At 61.6% G+C, this 22,920-nt stretch carries 18 protein-coding genes; 5 read left to right on the forward strand and 13 right to left on the reverse strand.

Annotation, left to right across the window (positions count from 1 at the left end; all coding sequences use genetic code 11):
- The first annotated feature begins 17 nt into the window (after window positions 1-17).
- The 3 genes from creB to creD all read left to right on the forward strand — a co-directional run bounded on the left by creB (window position 18) and on the right by creD (window position 3,701).
- On the forward strand, window positions 18-704 hold the full coding sequence (creB, locus tag FBX99_RS19620; protein WP_047702340.1) for a two-component system response regulator CreB: 687 nt from the start codon (window positions 18-20) through the stop codon (window positions 702-704).
- A complete protein-coding gene (creC, locus tag FBX99_RS19625) occupies window positions 704-2,122 on the forward strand; it encodes a two-component system sensor histidine kinase CreC (protein WP_144926472.1) in 1,419 nt (472 codons plus the stop codon). The genes creB and creC overlap by 1 nt, the downstream gene beginning before the upstream one ends.
- Window positions 2,123-2,327: 205 nt before the next feature.
- Complete coding sequence (gene creD, locus FBX99_RS19630; protein ID WP_144926475.1) at window positions 2,328-3,701, forward strand: cell envelope integrity protein CreD; 1,374 nt, start codon at window positions 2,328-2,330, stop codon at window positions 3,699-3,701.
- Window positions 3,702-3,882: 181 nt separating this feature from the next.
- Here the strand turns inward: creD and FBX99_RS19640 are convergent, their stop codons facing one another.
- The 9 genes from FBX99_RS19640 to FBX99_RS19680 form a co-directional block, all read right to left on the reverse strand.
- Window positions 3,883-4,512 (reverse strand): glutathione S-transferase, encoded by a 630-nt coding sequence (locus tag FBX99_RS19640; RefSeq protein ID WP_145132583.1) that lies wholly within the window; start codon window positions 4,510-4,512, stop codon window positions 3,883-3,885.
- Between the two features lie 100 nt (window positions 4,513-4,612).
- The gene (locus FBX99_RS19645) at window positions 4,613-5,914 is read right to left on the reverse strand and encodes an MFS transporter (RefSeq protein ID WP_144926484.1); all 1,302 of its coding nucleotides are present in this window, start codon (window positions 5,912-5,914) and stop codon (window positions 4,613-4,615) included.
- A gap of 197 nt (window positions 5,915-6,111) precedes the next feature.
- A complete protein-coding gene (locus FBX99_RS19650) occupies window positions 6,112-6,291 on the reverse strand; it encodes a hypothetical protein (protein ID WP_145132585.1) in 180 nt (59 codons plus the stop codon).
- Window positions 6,288-7,418, reverse strand: a complete 1,131-nt coding sequence (locus tag FBX99_RS19655; RefSeq protein ID WP_145132586.1) for a PepSY domain-containing protein — start codon at window positions 7,416-7,418, stop codon at window positions 6,288-6,290. Before FBX99_RS19655 ends, FBX99_RS19650 begins: the two co-directional genes overlap by 4 nt.
- Window positions 7,419-7,517: 99 nt before the next feature.
- The gene (locus tag FBX99_RS19660) at window positions 7,518-9,956 is read right to left on the reverse strand and encodes a TonB-dependent siderophore receptor (RefSeq protein WP_145132588.1); all 2,439 of its coding nucleotides are present in this window, start codon (window positions 9,954-9,956) and stop codon (window positions 7,518-7,520) included.
- A gap of 256 nt (window positions 9,957-10,212) precedes the next feature.
- Window positions 10,213-11,193, reverse strand: a complete 981-nt coding sequence (locus tag FBX99_RS19665) for a FecR domain-containing protein (RefSeq protein WP_145132590.1) — start codon at window positions 11,191-11,193, stop codon at window positions 10,213-10,215.
- The gene (locus FBX99_RS19670) at window positions 11,190-11,708 is read right to left on the reverse strand and encodes an RNA polymerase sigma factor (RefSeq protein WP_144926501.1); all 519 of its coding nucleotides are present in this window, start codon (window positions 11,706-11,708) and stop codon (window positions 11,190-11,192) included. Before FBX99_RS19670 ends, FBX99_RS19665 begins: the two co-directional genes overlap by 4 nt.
- Window positions 11,709-11,862: 154 nt before the next feature.
- Window positions 11,863-12,570 carry a PolC-type DNA polymerase III gene (locus tag FBX99_RS19675; protein WP_144926504.1) on the reverse strand — a complete coding sequence of 236 codons (708 nt, stop codon included), beginning with the start codon at window positions 12,568-12,570 and terminating at the stop codon, window positions 11,863-11,865.
- Window positions 12,567-14,507, reverse strand: coding sequence for a putative nucleotidyltransferase substrate binding domain-containing protein (locus FBX99_RS19680; protein ID WP_144926507.1), 1,941 nt, complete (start codon window positions 14,505-14,507; stop codon window positions 12,567-12,569). Before FBX99_RS19680 ends, FBX99_RS19675 begins: the two co-directional genes overlap by 4 nt.
- Window positions 14,508-14,759: 252 nt before the next feature.
- On the opposite strand from FBX99_RS19680, the gene FBX99_RS19685 reads away from it, so the two are divergent.
- Window positions 14,760-15,206: a response regulator gene (locus FBX99_RS19685; RefSeq protein WP_047702329.1), complete on the forward strand. Its 447-nt coding sequence runs from the start codon at window positions 14,760-14,762 to the stop codon at window positions 15,204-15,206.
- A gap of 194 nt (window positions 15,207-15,400) precedes the next feature.
- On the opposite strand, the gene FBX99_RS19690 is transcribed toward FBX99_RS19685, so the two are convergent.
- Window positions 15,401-17,578, reverse strand: a complete 2,178-nt coding sequence (locus FBX99_RS19690; protein WP_144926510.1) for a malate synthase G — start codon at window positions 17,576-17,578, stop codon at window positions 15,401-15,403.
- Window positions 17,579-18,023: 445 nt separating this feature from the next.
- On the opposite strand from FBX99_RS19690, the gene FBX99_RS19695 reads away from it, so the two are divergent.
- The gene (locus tag FBX99_RS19695) at window positions 18,024-18,542 is read left to right on the forward strand and encodes a glycine cleavage system protein R (protein ID WP_145132592.1); all 519 of its coding nucleotides are present in this window, start codon (window positions 18,024-18,026) and stop codon (window positions 18,540-18,542) included.
- A gap of 217 nt (window positions 18,543-18,759) precedes the next feature.
- Here the strand turns inward: FBX99_RS19695 and rarD are convergent, their stop codons facing one another.
- From rarD to FBX99_RS19710, 3 genes are all read right to left on the reverse strand, one after another.
- Window positions 18,760-19,647 carry an EamA family transporter RarD gene (gene rarD, locus FBX99_RS19700; RefSeq protein WP_145132594.1) on the reverse strand — a complete coding sequence of 296 codons (888 nt, stop codon included), beginning with the start codon at window positions 19,645-19,647 and terminating at the stop codon, window positions 18,760-18,762.
- Window positions 19,648-19,834: 187 nt separating this feature from the next.
- Entirely contained in the window at window positions 19,835-20,809 is a 975-nt protein-coding gene (locus FBX99_RS19705) for a serine/threonine protein kinase (RefSeq protein WP_144926521.1), read from the reverse strand.
- 170 nt (window positions 20,810-20,979) lie between these two features.
- A complete protein-coding gene (locus tag FBX99_RS19710; protein ID WP_145132596.1) occupies window positions 20,980-22,881 on the reverse strand; it encodes a PhoX family phosphatase in 1,902 nt (633 codons plus the stop codon).
- Window positions 22,882-22,920 lie beyond the last annotated feature (39 nt).

Below are 22,920 nucleotides of genomic sequence, written 5' to 3' on the forward strand. Positions count from 1 at the left end.
TGTCGGGCTCGCAAGACATGCCTCATATTCTGATCGTCGAAGACGAAGCCGCCATCGCTGATACGCTGGTGTTCGCCCTGCAAGGCGAGGGCTTCGAGACCACGTGGCTGAGCCTTGGCGTTGCCGCGCTCGAGCACCAGAAAAACACCCCCGCGGACCTGATCATCCTCGACGTAGGGCTGCCAGATATCAGCGGTTTCGAGACTTGCAAGAATCTCAGACGTTTCAGCGACGTTCCGGTCATTTTTCTGACAGCTCGGGATGGTGAGATCGACCGGGTCGTGGGCCTGGAGATCGGCGCCGATGATTACGTAGTCAAACCCTTCAGCCCTCGCGAGGTGGCGGCCAGGGTCCGCGCCATCCTCAAGCGGGTAGCGCCAGCGCCTCGCCCGGCCACGGAACTGGGCACGGCGTTGTTCCAGGTGGACAGCGATCGCGTGCAGATCAACTATCGCGGCAAACCGCTGAACCTCACTCGCCACGAGTTTCGCCTGCTGAACTGTCTGCTGGAGCAACCGGAGCGGGTATTCAGTCGCGAACAACTGCTCGACGCCCTGGGCGTGGCCAGCGACGCCGGCTACGAGCGCAGCATCGACAGCCATATCAAGAGCGTGCGCGCCAAGTTGCGCCTGGTCAGGGCCGAGGCCGAACCGATCCAGACCCATCGTGGCCTCGGCTACAGCTACAGCCCGGGGCACAGCTGATGCCGCTGGGGATCCGCATCTTTCTGGTCTATGTGCTGTTCATCGGCCTGACCGGGTATTTCGTGCTAGGCACGGTGATCGAGCAGATCCGTCCCGGCGTGCGTCAGTCCACCGAGGAAACCCTGGTGGACACGGCCAACCTGATGGCCGAGATCCTGCGGGACGATTTCAAGGCCGGGACCCTCAACCAGAATCGCTGGCCACAGTTGCTCAAGGCCTACGGCGAGCGTCAACCGGCGGCGACGATCTGGGGCCTGCCGAAGAACCAGGTCAGCCATCGCATCTATGTCACGGATGCCAGGGGCATCGTGGTACTCGACTCCAGCGGTGTGGCCGTGGGCCAGGACTATTCACGCTGGAACGATGTCTACCTGACCCTGCGCGGTCAATACGGCGCCCGCTCGAGTCGCAGCGTGGCGGATGACCCGAGTTCTTCAGTGATGCACGTCGGTGCGCCGATCCGTGATAACGGCCGGATCATTGGCGTGGTCACCGTGGCCAAGCCCAATAGCTCGCTGCAGCCTTATATCGACCGCACGGAACGGCGACTGCTGCTCTACGGGGTCGGCTTGATCGGCCTCGGCCTGGTACTGGGGGCGTTGCTGTCGTGGTGGCTCAGTTCGGCGCTGCGCCGCCTGACCGCCTATGCCCAAGCCGTCAGCCAGGGGCAACGGGTGGAAGTGCCGCATTATCGCGGTGGCGAGTTCGAACAACTGGCGCACGCCCTGGAGCACATGCGCACGCAGCTCGAAGGCAAGGCTTACGTCGAGCGCTACGTGCACACCCTGACGCACGAACTCAAGAGCCCGCTGGCGGCGATTCGCGGCGCCGCCGAGCTGTTGCAGAGCGACATGCCCGCCGCGCAGCACCAACGCTTTGTCAGCAACATCGACAGTGAAAGCGTGCGCATGCAACAGCTGATCGAGCGTTTGCTCAACCTGGCCCAGGTCGAACAGCGCCAGGGGCTGGAAGAACAGGTCGCGGTGCCGCTGGCGGGGTTGCTGGAGGAACTGATGGAGGCCCGTAGTGGCTGGATCGAACGCCGGCAATTGCGGGTCGAGCGGCACATCGCCGCCGACCTGGCGCTGACCGGCGAGGCGTTTCTGTTGCGCCAGGCCCTGGGCAACCTGCTGGACAACGCCCTGGATTTCACTCCTTCAAACGGGTTGTTGCGCATCAGTGCCGGGCGCAGCGGCAATCGTATCGAGATCCGCCTGTTCAATCAGGCCGAGCCGATTCCCGACTACGCCCTGCCGCGCCTGAGCGAACGTTTCTATTCCCTGCCGCGTCCAGACAGCGGCCGCAAGAGTACCGGCCTGGGGCTCAACTTCGTGACGGAAGTGGTGCAGCTGCATGGCGGTGAGTTTGGTATCGGCAATGTCGAGGGCGGGGTGGAAGTGGTGCTGCGGCTGCCCTGAAAGCCAATCTGTCGGTCAATACACACCTTGTGGGAGCGGGCTTGCTCGCGAAGGCGATGAACCAGTCGACACTGTTGTCACTGACCCACTGCCTTCGCGAGCAAGCCCGCAGGTTCTCCAGTCTCCACACAATCTCCACATTGCCCACATAAACAGCCCACACAGCGCCGCCAGACTCTTCCCATTCGAACAGGGAGAGCCCCACATGAACCGCAGCCTCGCCATAAAACTGGGCATGATCGCCCTATTGATTCTCTTGTTGATGATTCCGCTGTTGATGATCAACGGCCTCATCGACGAACGCCAATCCCTGCGCGACGGTGTATTGCAGGAGATCGCCAGCAGCTCCAGCCACAGCCAGCAGCTTATCGGACCGATGATCGTGGTGCCGTTTCGCAAGGATGTGCGGGTCTGGAACACCAACGAGAAGACTGGTGTGCGTTTCCTGGAAACTGTCGAGCAGAGTGGTGAATTGTATTTCCTGCCGGAGCAGTTCGAACTCGACGGCCAGGTCCGGACCGAGACCCGTGCCCGAGGGATCTACGAGGCGCGGTTGTTCCACGCCGAGAACCGGATCGATGGCCGCTTCAAGGTGCCTGAGCGCTATGGCCTGGCCGCCAAGGATCTGGCCGATTACCGCTTCGACGAACCCTACCTGAGCGTGGGCATCAGCGACATCCGTGGTATCGAGAATGCACTGACCCTGAAACTCAACCAGCAGTCGGTGGATTTCTTGCCCGGCTCGCGGGTCGGCTGGCTGGGGCAGGGGGTGCATGTGCCACTGCCGATGGTCAACGCCCAGAACAGTGCCGAACTGACCTTCGGTTTCGATCTGAGCCTGCAAGGCACCGGTGAGTTGCAGATTCTGCCGGTGGGCAAGACCAGCAAGGTCCACCTGACCGCCGATTGGCCGCACCCGAGCTTCATCGGCAACTACTTGCCTGTCAGTCGCGACATCAACGAGAAAGGCTTCAGCGCCGACTGGCAGACCTCGTTCTTCTCTACCAACCTTGAAGAGGCGCTGCAGAACTGCGTGTCGGGCGAGAGCTGTGAAACGTTTCGCAGCCGTGCCTTCGGCGTGAGCTTCATCGACCCGGTGGACCAATACCTCAAGAGCGACCGGGCGATCAAATATGCATTGCTGTTCATCGCCCTGACGTTCGCCGGCTTCTTCCTGTTCGAAGTGCTCAAGAGTCTGGCGGTGCACCCGGTCCAATACGCTCTGGTGGGTGTGGCGCTGGCCTTCTTCTACCTGTTGCTGCTGTCACTGTCGGAGCACATCGGCTTTGCTCCGGCGTACCTGTTGTCGGCCAGCGCCTGTGTACTGCTGATCGGGTTCTACGTCTGCCATGTACTGCGCAGTGTGAACCATGGCCTGGGTTTCTCGGCGGGGTTGGCGGCGCTGTATGCCTTGCTCTACGGCCTGTTGAGCGCCGAAGACTACGCACTGTTGATGGGCTCGCTGTTACTGTTCGGCCTGTTGGGTGTGTTCATGGTGCTGACCCGCAAACTGGACTGGTACGGGGTCGGATCGAAGCCTGCGCCTGTCATGACTTTCGATCTGGGGGAGGTGAAATGAGCCGGTCGCTGGGGTTGCGGGAGGATCGGCGGGAGCGGGCGAGGCTGGTGGCATTGATTGCCGGGCTGTTTCCTTTGGACTTGTGTCGGCCTCTTCGCGAGCAAGCCCGCTCCCACAGGCCCGGCTCAGATCCTGTGGGCGCGGGCTTGCCCGCGAAGAGGCCGGCACAATCGATACAAACCTAAACCCTGGGTACCGTCTCCAGCATCGAAGGCCGCAAGCTCACCTCGGCAAACCATGCCGCCAGCTGCGGACGGGCCTTGCGCCACTCCAGGTCGGGATGGCGCAGGTCCAGGTAACCCAAGGCGCAGGCGACGCTGATGGACGCCACGTCAAAATGGCTGGCCAGTTCGGCAATCGCCTCGGCTTCGAGCATGTCCAGGGCACGGCGAATCTTGTCCCGTTGGGCATCGAGCCATTCGTCCCAGTGCTTTTCCGTCGGACGCAGGGCGGTTTCATAGCGGATCATCACCGCCGCATCCATGATCCCGTCGGCCAGGGAGGCCAGGGTCAGACGCCGCCAGCGGGTCGCGCCGTCACGGGGGATCAGCGGGTTGCCGACATGCTGGTGGTCGAGGTAATCGAGGATGACGCGGCTGTCGTGGATCACGCTGCCGTTGGCCAGGCGCAGGGCCGGGATTTTGCTCAGCGGGTTGTCATCGATCAGCTTCTGGTCCGGCTTGACGGGCGTGAGCTGGCTGAGCTGCAACGCGACGCGGTCCTGCTGGCCGGTTTCGTGCAACAGCACCAGGACCTTGCGAACGAAGGGAGAGGCGGGGTTGTGGAACAGCGTCATGCTGGGAACGGACATGGCAACGTCTCGATCAGGGGAGGATATCGCGCAGCATAACGCGATCGTCCAGGCGCAAGGCAGGGGGACCGGGTCGCAGTGACCCGGTCTGTGTCTTGGATCAGGTGGCTGGTTGGAGGGTATGCGGCTCCAGCGGTGCTGGCGTTGCCGGTTGTTGCTTGAGTTCCCGGGCGACGGTCCAGACGATGAACGCGGCAATCACGTCAAAAATCGCCAGCATCACGAACAGCGGGCTGTAGCCGATTTGGGTCACCATCACGCCAAACAACAGCGTGAAGGCCGCAGCGCCCAGGTAACCGAACATACCGCCCATACCGGTGGCGGTGGCGACTTCATTCTTGCCGAACGAGTCGGATGTGATGGCATACAACGCCCCCGACAAGGTCTGGTGGGCAAAGCCGCCAATGCACAGCAGGGCAATTGCGGTGTACGGACTGTCCACCAGGCCGATGCAGGCCGGGCCAAGCATGCAGGACGCGCCGAACAGCAAGACCATCTTGCGGGAGGTGAACAACGACACCTTGCAGTATTTGTGGAAGAGCGGACTCAGGTAACCGCCTAGCACGCAACCCAGGTCGGCGGCCAGGAACGGCAGCCAGGCGAACATCGCGATCTCCTTGATGTTCATGTGTCGCTCGGTCATCAGGTACAGTGGGATCCAGGCGTTGAAGGTCTGCCAGGCCGGCTCGGAGAGGATCCGGGCGCTGGCGATGGCGTAGAAGTTGCGGCTGGCGATGATCTTTTTCCAGCTGCCTTTCTTCGGGTTCTGCTCCTGGAAGTGGGCTTCCTGGCCGCTGATGATGTAATCGCGTTCGGTGTCGCTCAGGCGCTTCTGGTCGCGCGGGTGCTTATAGAGAACCAGCCAGAGAAACGTCCAGGCGATGCCCAGGCCGCCGACGATCAGAAACGCCAGTTCCCAGCCACTGTTCAGAATTGCCCAGACCACCAGCGGCGGAGCCAGGACGGCACCGATCGACGAGCCGATGTTGAACCAGCCGATGGCGACCGAGCGCTCCTTGGCGGGGAACCATTCGGTCGAGGCCTTGACAGCGGCGGGCAGCCCGGCCGCTTCCGTCAGGCCAAGCAGGCCGCGGAAAAATGCCAGGCCTTGCCAGCCCGAGGCCATTGCTGCTGCGGCGCAGGCGATGGACCAGGCAAAGGCGAAAATGGCGAAGCCCATCTTGGTGCCGATCGCATCGATGATGTAGCCGGCCACCGGCTGCATCAGCGCATAGCAGACTTGCCAGGCGACGACGATGTGGGAGTACTGCTCGGTGGAGATACTCATCTCGCTCATCAGGGTCGGAGCCGCTACCGAGAGGGTATTACGGGCCAGGTAGTTGACCATCAGGCCGGCCGTGACCAGGCCGACCATCCACCAGCGGATGCCTTTGATTTTCATCACTTCACCATCAATTATTTTTGGAGTTGGTGTCGCTGTTGTAGGTTGTCGTACAACATTGGCCTTTATAGGAGTGCAAGGAATAATTTGTCAACAAATATGTCAGAGACTTGGCGCTTTCAGGGCGCCCAAGGGCAGGGGTGTCGTCGTATGACTTGGCGGTGAATGGGGGCTTTCGATTGCAGCGTTCTGCCAACTCAGCGGCGCGGGACCAGTCCCCACACCGCCACAACAGAAGGGATGCCCAGCCCCAGCCAGCTCATGGCATCCCAGGGGCCATCGCCGAGCAATGCGCTGAACAGCCCGGCTGCGCAAAGAGCGCCGATTGCTGTGGGTATGCCGAACACTTTCCAGAAACTTGACTGTCGGGGCTTCACGAAAGCGCCTCCCTGTCGACAGCCGTGCGCCGGGTCGCTCGACGCCGCGCTATCCAGAGATAAACACCACTGCCAAGGACGATGATGGTCAACACGTCCAGGGTCGCCCAGAAGACCTGCATCGGCCTGCCGCCGTAGTCGCCGAAATGCAGCGGCAGCGACAGGCTCATGACGTCCATGTACCAGGGCCGCTCGGCCACGGCGGTGACATCCAGGGTGCTGGCGTCGATCAATACCGGTGTCAGCAGATGGGAGGTCAGGTGGGTGTTGCCTTTCATGAACACGCCATAGTGGTGCTGGCTGGAAAACAGCGTGCCGGGGAACGCGATAAAGCTCGGCTCCATGTCTGGAGCAGCTTCTCTGGCGATGTCGAGCAGGCGCGTGGCCGGCGCCAACTGAGTCAGCGGCGGGGCGTTGCGGTAGGGGTCGATCATGGTGCTGAGGCTGTCGTTGCGCCAGGCGGCAATGATCAGCTCGGCGCACGCGGCAATCACACCGGTCACGCCTACTGTCAGCGCCCAGACCAGCGTGACCACGCCAATCAGGTTGTGCAGGTCGAGCCAGCGCAGGCGGGTCGACTTGTCCTGGCGTACGGTGGCGAACTTCAAGCGCCGCATGAACGGCAGGTACAGGACCACGCCGGAGATAAGGGCAATCACGAACAGCAGGCCCATGAACGCCAGAAACAACTTGCCTGGCAGGCCGGCGAACATGTCCACATGCAGGCGCAGCATGACCATCATGAAGCCGCCATTGGCCGACGGCATTTCCAGGACCTCGCCAGTGCGCGCATCGAGCATGAAGGTGTGGGAGGCGTTGGGTTCGGTGTCCGGCGTCGGTGCCATGATGGTGATGACGCCGTTGGGGTCGTCTTCGTCCCAGCCAAAATACTGCACCACTTCACCTGGCCGATGGGCCTTGGCTTTCTCCACCAGTTGCTGAAGGTCCAGCTGTGGAGTGTCGGCGGGCATTTCCCGGAATTTGGGGGCATCGCCCAACAAGTGCTCGATTTCGTGATGGAAAATCAGTGGCAGCCCGGTAATTGCCAACATCAGCAGGAACATCGTGCAGATCAGACTGCTCCAGGTGTGGATGAAGGACCAGCGGCGGATGGTTTTGCTTTTCATGGAGGATCCGAATGCGGAAGGTTCATGCAACTAGGTCCAAGTTCATTGTGGCGAGGGGATAAATCCTCTCGCCACAAGCGCCCCCCAAAGGCTAACTGATTACCATTTGTAATTCACGCTCGCGACGACGTTGCGCTGGTCACCGTAGTAGCAATAGAAGCCGTCGCAGGTGGAGAGGTAGTCCTTGTTGAAGATGTTCTTCGCGTCCACCGCCACCGATACGCCTTTGAGGGAAGGGCTCACGCGACCCAGATCGTAATGGGCCGAGGCGTCGTAGACGGTGTAGGAGCCGACATGGCCCCAATCGGTATTGGTGGTGTTGCCGTAGGTGTCACCGACATAGCGCACACCGGCGCCGACACCGAAGCCGTCGAGCGAGCCGTTGTGCCAGGTGTAGTCGGCCCACGCGGTGGCCTGGTTGCGCGGTACCTGGGCCATGCGCTTGCCTTTTTCAGCTGCGGTGCCCTTGGTGATTTCGCTGTCGTTGTAGGTGTAGGAGCCGATGAGTTTGAGGTTGTCGGTCACCTCGCCCGAGGCTTCCAGCTCCAGGCCACGCACCTGCACTTCGCCCACTTGGCGGGTGATGTTGTTTTCACTGACGGCGTTGTTCTTTTGTGTCAGGTCGAACACCGCTGCCGTGAGCAAGGTCTTGGTGCCGGGCGGCTGGTACTTGATGCCGGCTTCGTACTGTTCGCCTTCGGTCGGCTTGAACGCGTCGGTGCTGTTGACGGTTGAGCCCGCCGCCGCCTGGAAAGACTGGGCGAAGGAAATGTAGGGCGTGACGCCGTTGTCGAAGACATAGCTCAATGCTGCGTTGCCGCTGAATTTCTTGTCGCGCTGGGTGTTGGTCGCATCGTTCTGGTTGTGGAACACGGTGCCGGTGTGAATCCAGTCTTCACGTCCACCGAGGGTCAGGCGCCAGTTGTCCAGGGCGATCTGGTCCTGGACGTACAGACCAGTCTGGTTGGTCTTCTGGTTGTAGTCGTACATGGTGAAGTACTGGACGTTGGAGAAATCCTGTCCGTAGATCGGGTTGTGGATGTTGCTGGTCGGCACGCCGGTCGAACCCCAATCCCAACGCGAATTGCTATTGGAGCGTTGGTGATCCAGGCCCAGCAGCAGGGTGTGGCTGAGGGCGCTGGTCTGGAAGTCGGCCTGGAAGTTGTTGTCCACGGCGAACTGGCTGATGTCTTCGTCAATGACACTGGCACTGCGCTTGATGGTGCCATCGGCGCTCACCGCTTCCTCAGGACCCGCCGGCCAGAATTGCCCGCCAGCGGAGATACCCTGGGTCTCCAGGTCGCTCTTGGTGTAGCGCAGGTTCTGGCGGAACTGCCAGGTGTCGTTGAAACGGTGCTCGAACGCATAACCCAGCGCGTAGTAGGTGCGGTCGTAGAACTCCCAGTCCGGATCGCCCAGGTTCTTGTGGTGGGAAATCTTGCCGGCCGGCGAGGACAGCTTGGTGCCTTGCAAGGGCAGGAATTGCCCGGTGATCCCGGTATCGTCACGGGTGTACTGGGACAGGAAGGTCAGGCGAGTGTCGTCGTCGATGTTCCAGGTCAGGCTCGGCGCGATGTTGTAGCGCTTGTCCGGGATGTGATCGACCTGGGCATTGCTGTCGCGCACGGTGCCGCTGAGCCGATAGAGAAACTGGCCTTCGTCGTCGACCTTGCCGGTGCTGTCGAAGTTGATCTGCTTGTGTTCATAGCTGCCGGCCTGCAACTCGACTTCGTGGCTGCTCTCGGCTTGTGGGCGACGGCTGACCATGTCGAGCATGCCGCCGGGTGGCGTCTGGCCGTAGACCGACGATGCCGGGCCACGTAACACGGCGATGCGCTCCAGGTTCCAAGGCTCGATTTTCGGTGTGATGTAGTTGCCCTTGGGCAGTGGCAGGCCATCGAGGAATTGGGTCGGTACGAAGCCGCGCACCAGCAGCCAGTCATTACGCGAATCCGAGCCGTAACCGCTGCTCTGCACGCCGGCTGTGTAGCGCAGGGCGTCATTGAGGTTGAGCACCGAGCGATCTTCCATTTGCTGGCGCGTTACCACCGAGACCGAGCGCGGCAACTCGACGATCGGCGTATCGGTCTTGGTGCCTGCGGCGGTGCGGGTGGCCGCATAGCTCTCGCTCGGGCCCCAGGCGCTTTCGCTCAGGCCGGCGCCGATCACGCTGGTTTCCGGCAGGGCCATGACACCTTCGGGCACAGCCACCAGGCTGTAGGTGCCGGTGCTGCTTTGCAGCAGTTGCAAACCGGTGCCGCGCAAGGCTTCGCGCAATGCGCCCGCGGCATCGAACTGGCCCTGGACCGGAGCCGAGGTTTTGCCTGCGGCCAACGCCGGGTCCAGGCTCAGGGCGAGACCAGCCTGGCTGGCGATCTGGTTCAGGGTGCTGGCCAGTGACGCAGCGGGCAGGTTGTAGGCACGCACGCCGGATGCCTGCTCAGCCGCCAGCAGGGGGCCGCTGGTCAACGGGACGGCAAGGACGATCGCAACGGCCAACAGGCTGGGGCGCAACAAGGTGTCTAGCGGGCGGGACATACGCGGCTCCTGAATGGAAATATTTCTCAATTGCCTGGATGCCGGATGAAAATTGAAAAGTGATAGGGCTGGATGAAAATAATTTAGATTTAGATCGGGGGCAGGGTGATTTATCCGAGTTTTATAGTGAGGCGGATGGCCTCATCGCGAGCAGGGCTTGCCCACAGTGACCGCGTTGTCCGCAATGTTGTGCCCGGCGCCAACCCCTGTGGGAGCGAGCCTGCTCGCGATAGCCATCTGTCAGACACCTCATATCTCAAGGCTTGGCCTCACCCCTCGGCCCCACTACCACCCACCACCTTGTGTGATGCTCGATCTGCACCGGCAAGGTCGGCAGCAGTGCGCTCAGGGCCAGGTCGGTGTCATGCAGCGGGAAGCTGCCTGTAATGCGCAAATCCGCCACTTTCGGCTCGACACCCAGATAACCACGACGGTAACGCCCCAGCTCCTGCACCAGATCTTCAAGGCGAGCGTTGTCTACCACCAGCATGCCCCGGGTCCAGGCATCGGCGCCGGGACTCAGGGCCAGGGCAGGGCCTAGGCCATCGCGGTGCATCAGCACCTGTTGGCCTTCATGCAGGATCTGTTCTTGCTCCGTGGCCTGTGGATGGGCGGCCACGGCGGATTTCAATACACTCAGGTGCGTGCCGTGGTCCTCGCGCTTGACCAGGAACCGAGTGCCCAGGGCGCGCAGGCTGCCTTCGCGGGTCTCGACGATAAACGGACGCGGGTCGTTGTGGCCGGTCTCCACCAGGATCTCGCCTTCCTGAAGAACGATGCGCCGTTGCCTGTCGTCGAAACGCACGTCGAGGGCGCTGTGGGTATTGAGGTTGATCAGCGTGCCGTCGGCCAGGCGCAGAATGCGCTGTTCGCCGGTGGCGGTGCGTTGGTCGGCCAGCCAGTAGCCCAGCGGCAGGTAACGTTCACCGGCAAACAAGGCCAGACCAATGACCGCGACAATACTGGCCAGGCTGCTGCCGACCTTGCGGATCCGGCGACGGATACTCACCCGCGACTGCAATAGCGCGGCTCGCGCCGGTCCGTTGGCAACGCCGAAGCGCTGATCGAGCATGCTCAATTGCCGCCAGGCCCGGGCATGTTCTTCGTCGGCGGCATGCCAGCGGGCGAACGCTTCCCGCTCCTGGGCGCTGTCGCTGCCTGAATCCAGTGATAACTGCCAGGCAATGGCGGCATCCAATACGCTGACCGAGACCGGCTTGGAATAGGGCGGGTTCATGTCGGCTCCCCGTAGAGTGCGATGTAGCACTGTCGGATGCCCTGGGCCAGATACTGGCGTACCCGCGGCACCGAAACCCCCAGGCGCTTGGCGATCTCGGCGTGGCCGAGGCCGTCGAGCCGGTTGTACAGGAACGCGGCGCGAGCCTTGCTCGACAGCTTGCCGAGCAGGCGATCGATCTGCCTGAGGTCTTCGAGGATCAATTGCTGTTCTTCCAACGACGGCTGTTCGCCCTCGGGAATCAACATCAGTTCGGTAAGGTATGCCTGCTCCAGGGCGGCCCGGCGGAAATAGTCGAACAGCAGGCCTTTGGCGATGGCCACCAGGAATGCCCGGGGTTCGCGGGGGGCCGTCAGCTCATCACGGCCCAGCAGGCGCACGAAGGTATCCTGGCTCAAGTCCTCGGCCCGTTGCGGACAGGCCACGTTGCGCCGCAACCATGCCAGCAGCCAACCGCGATGATCACGGTACAACGCACCAACCAGATCGTTGTGGGGGCCAGGGACTGACGACACGAAGCATCACCGATGTTTTAAGTAACGAGAATTGTTCGCGATTGTGGCAGAGGCGGGGGCGGGAATGCAATTGGCGCCGGTCGGGATGATCCAGTGCACAATTTGGTGGGAGCGAGCAGGCTCGCTCCCACCGGGTAGGGCGTCGCGGAGGAGCCTAAATCGAAGGCGCCTGCCGCCGGCGCTTCCACTGACCCAGACATTGCTGCAGGTCGAGCGGGCTATGGATCTGCTGTTGGCGGGCACGACTGAACAGGATCAGCGCCAGTTCGGCCGTGGCCAGGGCGTCGGCGCTGGCGTTGTGACGATCGGCCACTTGCAGTTTGAAAGCGGTGATCCAGTCATCCAGGCCTGCCTTGCGCAGCGCTGCCTGAGGACAGAGCATCGGCGCCAGGTCGGCTACGTCGAGGAAGGTGTGCTGCAAGCGATAACCCAGGTGGTCTTTCAGGGCGCGGCCAAGCATGTGGGCGTCGAAAGGCGCGTGGAAGGCCAGCAGCGGGCTGTCGCCGACGAACTCCATGAAGGCCAGCAGTGCTTCGGCCGGCTCGCTGCCGGCGGCGATTGTGCTCGGTGCCAGGCCATGGATCAACACGCTCGGCCCGAGCTTCTGTTTCTCACATTGCAAGGTGCGCTCGAACTGTTGGCTGAAATCGATGGCGCCGTCTTCGATCACCACCGCGCCGATGGACAGCACCTGATCCTTGTTCAGATTCAGGCCGGTGGTTTCCAGATCCACTACGACCCAGCGCTGCTCCCGCAGGCTGCGCTCATCCAAGGGCGACGGCGGCGAGAGGTTTTCCAGGCGTCGCTGCGACGCTTGCGGCAACATCGGCGCGGCCGGGCGCAACCAGGAAAACAGGTTCACAGTTGATACCTCAGCGTCAGGCTGCTTTGCAGGCGTTGGGCCTGGCGCAGGGATTCACGCAGGATCCGCCGATCCAGGTGATTGAGGCTGTCGGGATCGACACGGTTGGAGTAGGGCAAGTTCTCGCGGGTCTGCAATTGGTGTTGCTGCATGCGGGTCTGCTGGATGAAGTGGTAGGCCTCCTCATAGGCCGCGCCATCGAGGGGGTCGATCGCTTCCCGGGCGACCAACTGCCGCAGGCGTTCCAGGGTGTTGTTGGCTTCGATGCCATTGGCCAGTGCCAGCAGGCGGGCGCCGTCGACGAAGGGCGTCAGGCCCTGCACTTTCAAATCCAGGGTGGCCTTCTCACCGTTTTTGCGGCTCAGCACGAAATCCCTGAAACGCCCGACCGGTGGGCGATGACGCAAGGCGTTCTCGGCCATCATGCGCTGGAACAGACGGTTATCGCCCACCTGATCGAGAATCTGTCGACGCAACTGTTCGCAACCTTGCTCATCGCCCCAGACCACCCGCAGGTCGAAATAGATGCTGGAGCCCAGCAGGTTTTCTGGCGTCGCTTCGCGAATGAAGGCGGCAAAGCGTCGGGACCATTCGGCGCGGGACAGGCACAGTTCGGGGTTGCCGGCCATGATGTTGCCCTTGCACAGTGTGAAACCGCACAGCGCCAGGCTCTGGTTGATCTGTTGGGCGATGGGCAGCAGCAGGCCGCGGATCTGCGCCGCGTGGGCCGCGTCCCGGGCCTCGAACAGGATGCCGTTGTCCTGATCGGTGTGCAGGGTTTGCTCGCGCCGGCCTTCACTGCCGAAGCACAACCAACTGAACGGCACTCCCGGATCGCCTTTCTCCGCCAGGGTCAGTTCGATGACCCGGCTCACGGTGTGGTCGTTGAGCAAGGTGATGATGTGGGTGATCTGGGTCGACGACGCGCCGTGGGCCAGCATGCGCTCCACCAGTTGGCCGATCTCGCCCCGCAGGGCCACCAGGTTTTCCACCCGTGGGGCGCTGCGAATGGTCCGGGCCAGGTGCACCAGGTCAACCCGTTGCAGGGAAAACAGGTCCCGTTCCGACACCACGCCACACAGGCGCTGTTCCTTGACCAGGCAGACATGGGCAATGTGGCGCTCCGTCATGGCGATCGCCGCGTCGAAGGCGCTGTGATCCGGCGAGAGAAAAAACGGTGCCTGGGTCATGTGCGCCGCGATGGCCTGGGAAAAGTCCCCGGAGCCGTCGGCCACCACATGCCGCAGGTCGCGTAGGGTAAAAATCCCCAGCGGCGCCTTGTGTTTGTCCACTACCACGATGCTGCCGACCTGCTGTTCGTGCATCAGCTTCACGGCTTCGCGCAGGGGGGTATCAGGGCTGCAACTCACCGGATGCCGCATCGCCAGTTCACCCAGCCGCGTATTGAGGGAGTATTGGGTGCCCAGGGTTTGCGCGGATTTCTGCTGGACCTGCTGGTTGACCTGGTCGAGCAGGCTGCTGACCCCGCGCAGGGCGAAATCGCGAAACGGGCCGGACAAGGCAAACAGTTTGATGAAGGCCTGCTTGTTCAACTGCAGGCAAAACGTATCTTCGCCAGCCCGGTGCTCGGTGCGCGTGGCCCGCTCCCCCAGCAATGCGGCAAGGGGAAAACATTCGCCGGTGGTGATTTCGAAAGTGGTCTCGGTGCCACCCTTGGCCGAATGCGGACGCTCTCCTACCACCCGGCCCTGCTTGACGATGTAGAAGTGCTCCACCGGACCATCGGCCGGCTTGATGATGGTTTCACCCGGCGCGTAGAAGCGCAGCAGGCATTGTTCCACCAGGTAGGCCAGGTGAGCATTCTCCATCTGGTTGAACGGGGGGAAGCGCTGGAGGAACTGCAACGTGCCCTGGATGTTCTGCAACACCGCGGTTTTCCCTGCCTGGATGAAGGCGTCCGCTTTTTTCATAACCATTGCGCAATCTTTTTTGAATTGTTGTGGTCGGATCTGTTCCCCATGGTCGACCTCTGAAGAGGGAGTGCCCATTGGACGTAAGTCTAGGTTCCGGCAACGGGGCCAGACCTGCAGAAAAGTCCGGCACGAGCCCTGAAAAAATCTTCATTGAATTTTCTTGGAAAAAAATCCGACGAAGTGCACATTGAAGCGCTGCCGAACGATGTCTGACCACTGTGCCAGGGGATCGATTCAAGGAATGTAGAGACCATCATGTCAGACCACGATATTTTGAGTGACGCCGAGCGCGAAGCGTTGAGTGCCGTCATGCTGGAGCCAGATCTGCCGCCGCAGCGAGTCTTGATCGTCGATGACGACAAAGACGCTCGCGAGCTGCTGTCGGAAATCCTGGCGCTGGACGGTATCCACTGCATGACCGCCGCCAGTGGCGAAACCGCACTCAGGATGCTGGAAACACGGCCGTCGATCGGTCTGTTGATCACCGATCTGCGTATGGGCAATGTCGATGGCCTGGAACTGATCCGCCTGATCCGCGAGTCGGAGCGGGCCGCGCTGCCGATCATCATCGTGTCTGGCGATGCCGACGTGAAGGACGCCATCGAGGCGATGCACCTGAGCGTGGTGGACTTTCTGCTCAAACCCATCGATACGGAGAAATTGCTGGGGTTGGTCAAGCGGGAGCTGGGGATGGATCTTTAAGATCCCTTGTGGTGATCGTTCCCACGCTCCGCGTGGGAATGCAGCCTGGGACGCTCCGCGTTCCGAAGAGCCGAACGCGGAGCGTCCGTTGCGGCATCCCCACGCAGAGCGTGGGGACGATCGGTTCCGTGAAGAACCACAAAAAAGGCCCTGATCGCAAGAGCGGGGCCTTCTCATTTATCGCTACCGCTCAATCACAACCCATTGGCCGCCTTGAACTCACGGCGACGACGGTGCAGTACCGGCTCGGTGTAGCCGTTGGGCTGCCGGGTGCCTTCGATCACCAGCTCGACCGCTGCCTGGAAAGCGATGTTGCGGTCGAAGTCCGGTGCCAACGGACGGTATAGCGGGTCGCTGGCGTTCTGACGGTCCACCACCGGCGCCATGCGCTTGAGGCTTTCCATCACCTGGTCCTGCGTGACGATGCCGTGGCGCAGCCAGTTAGCGATGTGCTGGCTGGAAATGCGCAGCGTCGCGCGGTCTTCCATGAGGCCGATGTCGTTGATGTCCGGCACCTTGGAGCAGCCGACGCCCTGGTCGATCCAGCGCACCACGTAGCCGAGGATGCCCTGGGCATTGTTATCCAACTCGTTTTTGATCTGCTCTGGCGTCCAGCTCGGGTCGACCGCCAGCGGGATGGTCAGGATGTCGTCCACCGAGGCGCGAGTCCGCTTGGCCAGTTCGGCCTGACGGGCGAACACGTCGACCTTGTGGTAATGCAACGCGTGCAACGCGGCGGCGGTCGGCGATGGAACCCAGGCGGTGTTGGCACCGGCCATCGGGTGGGCGATTTTCTGTTCGAGCATCGCCGCCATCAGGTCAGGCATGGCCCACATGCCTTTGCCGATCTGCGCGCGACCTTGCAAGCCAGTGCTCAGGCCGATGTCGACGTTCCAGTTTTCGTAGGCGGCAATCCACTTCTCGGCTTTCATGTCGGCCTTGCGCACCATCGGGCCGGCTTCCATCGAGGTATGGATTTCGTCACCGGTGCGGTCCAGGAAACCGGTGTTGATGAACACCACGCGCTCGCTGGCAGCCTTGATGCAGGCCTTGAGGTTGACCGTGGTACGGCGCTCCTCGTCCATGATCCCGACCTTGAGGGTGTTGCGTGGCAGGTTCAGTACGTCTTCGACACGGCCGAATAGCTCGTTGGTAAACGCGACCTCTTCGGGGCCATGCATCTTCGGCTTGACGATGTACACCGAGCCGGTGCGGCTATTACGGCGCGAGGTATTGCCGTTGAGGCTGTGGATCGCCGCCAGGCTGGTCACCAGGCCATCGAGAATACCTTCCGGCACTTCGTTACCGTCTTTGTCGAGGATCGCGTCGATGGTCATCAAGTGGCCGACGTTGCGCACGAACAACAGCGAGCGACCATGCAGCGTCAGGCTCGAACCGTCGACGGCGGTGTACGCACGGTCGGGGTTCATGGTGCGGGTAAACGTCTGACCGCCCTTGGCGACCTGTTCCGACAGATCGCCTTTCATCAGGCCGAGCCAGTTACGGTAGATCACTACCTTGTCATCGGCATCGACGGCGGCAACCGAGTCTTCGCAGTCCATGATGGTGGTCAGCGCGGCTTCCATCAGAATGTCTTTGACGCCGGCAGCGTCCGTCTGGCCGACCGGGGTGTTGGCATCGATCTGGATTTCGAAGTGCAGGCCGTTGTGCTTCAGCAGTACCGCGGTGGGGGCCGAAGCGTCGCCCTGGAAGCCGATCAGTTGGGCATCGTCACGCAAACCGCTGTTGCTGCCGCCCTTGAGGGCGACCACCAGCTTGCCGTCGACGATCTTGTAACCAGTGGAGTCGACGTGGGAACCGGCTGCCAAGGGGGCAGCTTCGTCGAGGAAGGCGCGGGCGAAGGCAATGACCTTGTCGCCACGAACCTTGTTGTAGCCTTTGCCTTTTTCCGCGCCGTTGGCTTCGCTGATGGCGTCGGTGCCGTACAACGCGTCGTACAACGAACCCCAGCGGGCGTTCGAGGCGTTGAGGGCGAAACGGGCATTCATCACCGGCACTACCAGCTGCGGGCCGGCCATGCGGGCGATTTCGTCATCGACATTTTGAGTCGTAGCCTGGAAATCCGCGGCTTCTGGCAGCAGATATCCAATGTCTTGCAGGAAGGCTTTGTAAGCCACAGCATCAAAGGCCTGGCCGGCCTTCGACTGGTGCCAGGCATCGATCCGAGCCTGGAAATCATCGCGTTTGGCGAGTAGGGCTTTGTTCTTCGGCGCCAGATCGTGAATGACCTTGTCGGCACCGGCCCAGAACTGGTCGGCGGTCAGACCGGTACCGGGGATGGCTTCGTTGTTCACGAAGTCGAACAGGACTCTGGCGACCCGAAGGCCACCGACTTGAACGTGTTCAGTCATTGCTTGCCTCTCACTCTGCTCAGCTATTTCGCTTTTCAGCTCTTCGATTTTGACAATGAAGCCTCGGGACATTTAAACCACAAACCCCGGAACCAGTACATGCCATCGCTGGCGGCTGGGTGGGACCTATCACGGGCGTTAAGCCTTGCTGACGGGGCTTTCAGGGATGCGACTGCGCCTTAAGCAGACATCGGTCCAACATTATGTAGTGCTTGCTGCGGCATACTACATGAACAGTTGCGGTTGTGAAAATTAGACTAATTGCGTCGTTCCGCGACCGACTAAAGCAGTACGGTCACGACGAGGTATCTGATGTTCTCAAAAAACCTATGAATTGTTCCAGATAATTCTATAAGTCGTACACAGGATGATGGCCTGGGAGCGTATCTGTGCGGATGGCGTGGCTTGCCTATACTCTTGCTTCTCACAACAAGAGGGCTGCGCCATGGACCATCTCGTCATCACCGTTTTCGCCCCGGACAAACCCGGGCAGGTCGAGCGCATCGCCCAATGCATTGCCGAGCATGGCGGTAACTGGCTGGAAAGCCGCATGTCGCATCTGGCGGGGCAGTTTGCCGGGATACTGCGTCTCAGCGTTCCGGCCGAATCCCATGAGGATCTGATCGAAGCCTTGCAGGGGTTGGCGAGCCACGGTATTCGCGTGCTCATCGCAGAAAGCACGATCGAAGAATCCTGCAGTTGGAAACCCATCGCCATGGAGCTGGTGGGCAACGACCGTCCCGGCATCGTGCGGGACATCACCCGGTTGTTGAGTGAGCAGGGGGTCAATGTCGAGCGGCTGGTGACCCATGTCGGGCCGGCGCCGATGAGCAGCGAATTACTGTTTCATGCCGAAGCGATCCTGGGCGTGCCGCTGACCTTGTCGTTGGACACGTTGCAGGAGCGTCTGGAAACCTTGGCTGACGAATTGATGGTGGAGCTCAAACTGAGCGATGAAGCGTGAGCCGGTTATCCAAGGAAAAGCTGCACCTGCCTGTGGATAACCTGTAGAGACTCAGCGCCAGCCCACGCCCGGCTTGCCTTCCCCAGCGATGATCAAAAAATCGCCAGTTTTTCAATGGCTTGTGCACAAACGGCGGGGATGACGCTGTGGATAACCTTGGGGCGGATCAACGCAGGCCACGTCCGGCGTGGCCTGTAGAGGGGTGTACGATTTTTGATCAGTTGCGTCGGCGCATACTGATCACTGCATCGATGCTGTATACCGCAAGCCCGGCCCAGATAAACAGAAATGCCACCAAGGTGCTGGACGACAGATGCTCGCCGAACAACAGCACTGCCAGCAGCAACACCAATGTCGGTGCGATGTACTGAAGAAATCCCAGTGTGGTGTAGGGCAGATGCCGGGCGGCGGCGTTGAAGCACACCAGCGGAACCAGCGTCACCGGGCCGGCGGCCACCAGCCACCAGGCTTCGGAGGTCGTCCAGAAAGCTGCCTGAGCACTGGTGGCCGTCGGATTGAACAGCAACCAGGCTATGGCGATCGGTACCAGCATCCAGGTTTCCACCACCAGCCCTGGCAAGGCCTTGACCGGGGCTTGCTTGCGAATCAGGCCGTAGAAGCCGAAGGTCAACGCCAACGCCAGGGACACCCACGGCAAACTGCCGACCTGCCAGACCTGCTGCGCTACGCCAACCGCCGCCAACCCCACCGCCAGCCATTGCATGCGCCGTAGCCGTTCGCCGAGGATCAGCATCCCCAACAACACATTCACCAGTGGGTTGATGTAATAACCCAAGCTGGCTTCGAGCATGCGACCATTGTTCACCGCCCAGACGTAGATCAGCCAGTTGGCCGCGATCAATGTGCCACTCAAGGCCAGGATCGCGAAGCGACGTGGATTGTCCCGCAGCTCGCGCCACCAGCCCGGGTGTTTCCAGACCATCAGCAACGCCGCGCCGAACAGCGCCGACCACAGCGCCCTGTGGATGATGATCTCCACGGCCGGCACGCTGGCGATGGCTTTGAAGTAAATGGGGAACAAGCCCCAGATGATGTAGGCGCTCAGGCCCAGGATATACCCGCGACGCGGGTTGGCGGCTTGCATGCAGAATCCTTGCTTAGGCAGCTAACAAAGGAGTGATTGTAAGTAGATTTGTCAGGTTGGGGGTGAACCTTTGTAAACAGCGATGCAGATCCCTGTGGGAGCGGGCTTGCTCGCAAATGCGGTGGGTCAGGTCACTCTACTTTGCCTGACCCGCTGCATTCGCGAGCAAGCCCGCTCCCACGACGAATCAGAACAACCTCAATGGCTCTTCATTGAGCGCCGCCAGCTGCTCGCGCAACGCCAATACCTGGTCGCCCCAATAGCGTTCGCTGCCGAACCACGGGAAGCTGCGGGGAAACGCCGGGTCGTCCCAGCGGCGCGCCAGCCAGGCGCTGTAATGCATCAGGCGCAGGGCACGCAGGGGTTCGATCAGCGCCAGTTCCCGTGGGTCGAAGTCATGGAACTCCTGGTAGCCGTCCATCAATTCCGATAACTGGCCCAGGCATGCCTGGCGGTCTCCGGCCAACATCATCCACAGGTCCTGTACCGCAGGTCCCATGCGACAGTCGTCCAGGTCGACGATGTGGAAGATTTCATCGCGACACATCATGTTGCCCGGGTGGCAGTCACCGTGCATGCGAATGTTCTGGTGGGGCGTGGCAGCGTAGATGTCTTCGACACGCTTGAGCAGATCCCTTGCCACCGACTCGTAGGCCGGAAGCAGGCTGCGGGGGACGAAACCGCTTTCCAGCACGGTGGCCAGTGAGTCATGGCCGAAGTTCTTCACCGCCAGGGCCTCACGGTGTTCGAACGGACGGCTGGCGCCTACCGCGTGCAGGCGTCCGAGCAATTGCCCCAGGCGATACAACTGGTCGAGATTGCCTGGCTCCGGTGCACGGCCGCCGCGCCGAGGAAACAGGGTGAAGCGAAACCCCGCGTGTTCATGCAGGCTGGCGCCGTTGTGAACCAACGGAGCCACCACCGGTACCTCGCAATCGGCGAGTTCAAAAGTGAAGCGGTGTTCTTCCAGGATCGCCTCGTTGGTCCAGCGCTGGGGGCGATAGAACTTGGCGATCAGTGGCTCGGCGTCTTCGATGCCGACCTGATAGACGCGGTTTTCATAACTGTTGAGGGCCAGCACACGGGCGTCGCTGAGCAAGCCCATGCTTTCTACGGCATCGAGCACCAGGTCGGGCGTGAGAGTTTCGAAGGGATGGGACATGCTGACTCCTGCGCAGCGGCAGGGCTGCCGCGTTCGGCTCAGCATGGTAGCGCAGACGGAGGCAGATAGGTGGTGACTGTGCTGAAGCCATCGCGAGCAGGCTCGCTCCCACATTGGATTTTCAATGTTGCTGATCCTTGTGGGAGCGAGCCTGCTCGCGATGGGCCTTATCAGCCGCCGATGATGCCGCCATCCTCACGGGTAATCACCATTACCGACGAGCGTGGCTTGCCGTTGGGCAGGTGTTCCGGGAACGTCGAACCGCCGTACTCACCCGGATGTTGGATGCCGACGAACAAAGCCTTCTGGTCCGGCGCGAAGCTGATGCCGGTGACTTCGCAACCCACCGGTCCGACCATGAACCGGCGGATTTCGCCGCTGTCGGGGTCGGCGCAGAGCATCTGGTTATTGCCCATGCCGGCGAAGTCCCCGGTGTTGCTGACATCGCCGTCGGTGAGGATCCACAGTCGGCCGGCCTGGTCGAATCCCAGGCCATCGGGGCTGTTGAACATGTTCTGCGGGTTGACGTTGGAGGAACCTGCCTTCGGCGTGCCGGCATGTACGGTCGGATTGCCGGCCACCACAAACAGGTCCCAGCTGAAGGTCATGGATGCGTGGTCATCGCGGTCGGTGCGCCAGCGCAGGATCTGTCCATAGACGTTCTTGGCCCGAGGGTTGGGGCCGCCCACCGGTTGGCCGTCTTCGCCGCGCTTGGCGTTGTTGGTCAGGGTGCAATAGACCTGACCGTCTTTCGGGCTGACTACGATCCATTCCGGACGGTCCATTCGTGTGGCGCCCACGGCGCTGGCAGCCAGGCGCGCATGGATCAGCACTTCGGCCTGGTCGGCGAAGCCGCTGCCGGCATCGAGGCCGTTCTTGCCCTGGGTCAGCTCGATCCACTGGCCCTTGCCTTTCGGATGGTCCGGGTTGCCGTCGCCGGCGTCGAAGCGCGCCACATATAAGGTGCCATGGTCCAACAGGTTGCGGTTGGCCTTGGGATTCTTGTGATCGATGCGCTCGCGGCTGACGAACTTGTAGATGAATTCGCCACGCTCGTCGTCGCCCATGTAGACCACGGCATGACCACCCTTGGTTTGTGCCAGGGCGGCGTTCTCATGTTTGAAACGGCCCAGGGCGGTGCGCTTCACTGGCGTCGACTCGGGGTCGAACGGATCGATTTCCACCACCCAGCCGTGACGATTGAGTTCGTTGGGGTTCTTCGCCAGGTCGAAGCGCGGATCGAACAGGTGCCAGTTGATCTCACGGCTGGTGACGGTGGCACCGTAGCGCTTTTGCGCTTCATCGAACTGCAGATCGGAAGTGCTGCTGCCAAAGCAGTCGGTGAAGTTTTCTTCGCAGGTCAGGTAAGTCCCCCACGGCGTCATGCCGTTGGCACAGTTCTGGAAAGTGCCGAGGACTTTCCTGCCGCTCTTGTCAGCGCTGGTTTTCAGCAGTTGATGTCCGGCCGCCGGCCCGCTCAGTTCAATCGGCGTGTTGCCATGGATCCTGCGGTTGTAGCGCGACCCCTGGACGAACTGCCATTGGCCACCCTGGCGCTTCACTTCGATCACCGACACGCCTTCACTGGCCTGGGCCTTGTGCACGTCTTCGGCCGACTGCGGCTGGCCGCCATGGGCGAAGAGGTAGCGGTAGTTGGTGTATTCATTGTTGATCGCCATCAGCGCGCGATTCTCGTCGCCAGGGAACGGGAACAGGCTCATGCCGTCGTTGTTGTCGCCAAATTGCATTTCCTGGTCGCGTGCGGTGCCATTGCCACTGGGGTCGAACGCGGCGGCGTTCTTCTGCAACGGCTGGCCCCAACTGATCAGCACCGAGGATTTGTAGCCAGGTGGCAGGGTGAGGGTGTCGGCCGTGGCGGCAGCGATGCTGTCGAAGCCCAGCAACTTGCTGTTACCTTGGCTGACGGCGGCGGCCAGGGCGCTGCGGCTCAGCAGGTTGCCGCCCAGGAACATGGCCGCGCCACACAGGGCGCCGGCGCCGATAAAGCTACGGCGGCTCAGGCCGACGATCTTTTCCAGGTCGGTGGATTGGTTTTCTTCTAATAGGCTCATCTCAGGCTCCCTGCTGGTTTTGGCAGTCACCTTAAAGCG

This window comes from Pseudomonas sp. SJZ074, assembly GCF_007828215.1.
Taxonomy (GTDB): Bacteria; Pseudomonadota; Gammaproteobacteria; order Pseudomonadales; family Pseudomonadaceae; genus Aquipseudomonas.

Coding starts and splice junctions, on each gene's coding strand:
- FBX99_RS19665 (WP_145132590.1), bottom strand. CDS start 11,193: ATGAACCCGCCCTATTCCAAGCCGGTCTCGGTCAGCGTATTGGATGCC.
- FBX99_RS19680 (WP_144926507.1), bottom strand. CDS start 14,507: ATGGTTATGAAAAAAGCGGACGCCTTCATCCAGGCAGGGAAAACCGCG.
- FBX99_RS19640 (WP_145132583.1), bottom strand. CDS start 4,512: ATGTCCGTTCCCAGCATGACGCTGTTCCACAACCCCGCCTCTCCCTTC.
- FBX99_RS19690 (WP_144926510.1), bottom strand. CDS start 17,578: ATGACTGAACACGTTCAAGTCGGTGGCCTTCGGGTCGCCAGAGTCCTG.
- FBX99_RS19705 (WP_144926521.1), bottom strand. CDS start 20,809: ATGTCCCATCCCTTCGAAACTCTCACGCCCGACCTGGTGCTCGATGCC.
- FBX99_RS19660 (WP_145132588.1), bottom strand. CDS start 9,956: ATGTCCCGCCCGCTAGACACCTTGTTGCGCCCCAGCCTGTTGGCCGTT.
- FBX99_RS19695 (WP_145132592.1), top strand. CDS start 18,024: ATGGACCATCTCGTCATCACCGTTTTCGCCCCGGACAAACCCGGGCAG.
- rarD (WP_145132594.1), bottom strand. CDS start 19,647: ATGCAAGCCGCCAACCCGCGTCGCGGGTATATCCTGGGCCTGAGCGCC.
- creD (WP_144926475.1), top strand. CDS start 2,328: ATGAACCGCAGCCTCGCCATAAAACTGGGCATGATCGCCCTATTGATT.
- creC (WP_144926472.1), top strand. CDS start 704: ATGCCGCTGGGGATCCGCATCTTTCTGGTCTATGTGCTGTTCATCGGC.
- creB (WP_047702340.1), top strand. CDS start 18: ATGCCTCATATTCTGATCGTCGAAGACGAAGCCGCCATCGCTGATACG.
- FBX99_RS19710 (WP_145132596.1), bottom strand. CDS start 22,881: ATGAGCCTATTAGAAGAAAACCAATCCACCGACCTGGAAAAGATCGTC.
- FBX99_RS19655 (WP_145132586.1), bottom strand. CDS start 7,418: ATGAAAAGCAAAACCATCCGCCGCTGGTCCTTCATCCACACCTGGAGC.
- FBX99_RS19645 (WP_144926484.1), bottom strand. CDS start 5,914: ATGAAAATCAAAGGCATCCGCTGGTGGATGGTCGGCCTGGTCACGGCC.
- FBX99_RS19685 (WP_047702329.1), top strand. CDS start 14,760: ATGTCAGACCACGATATTTTGAGTGACGCCGAGCGCGAAGCGTTGAGT.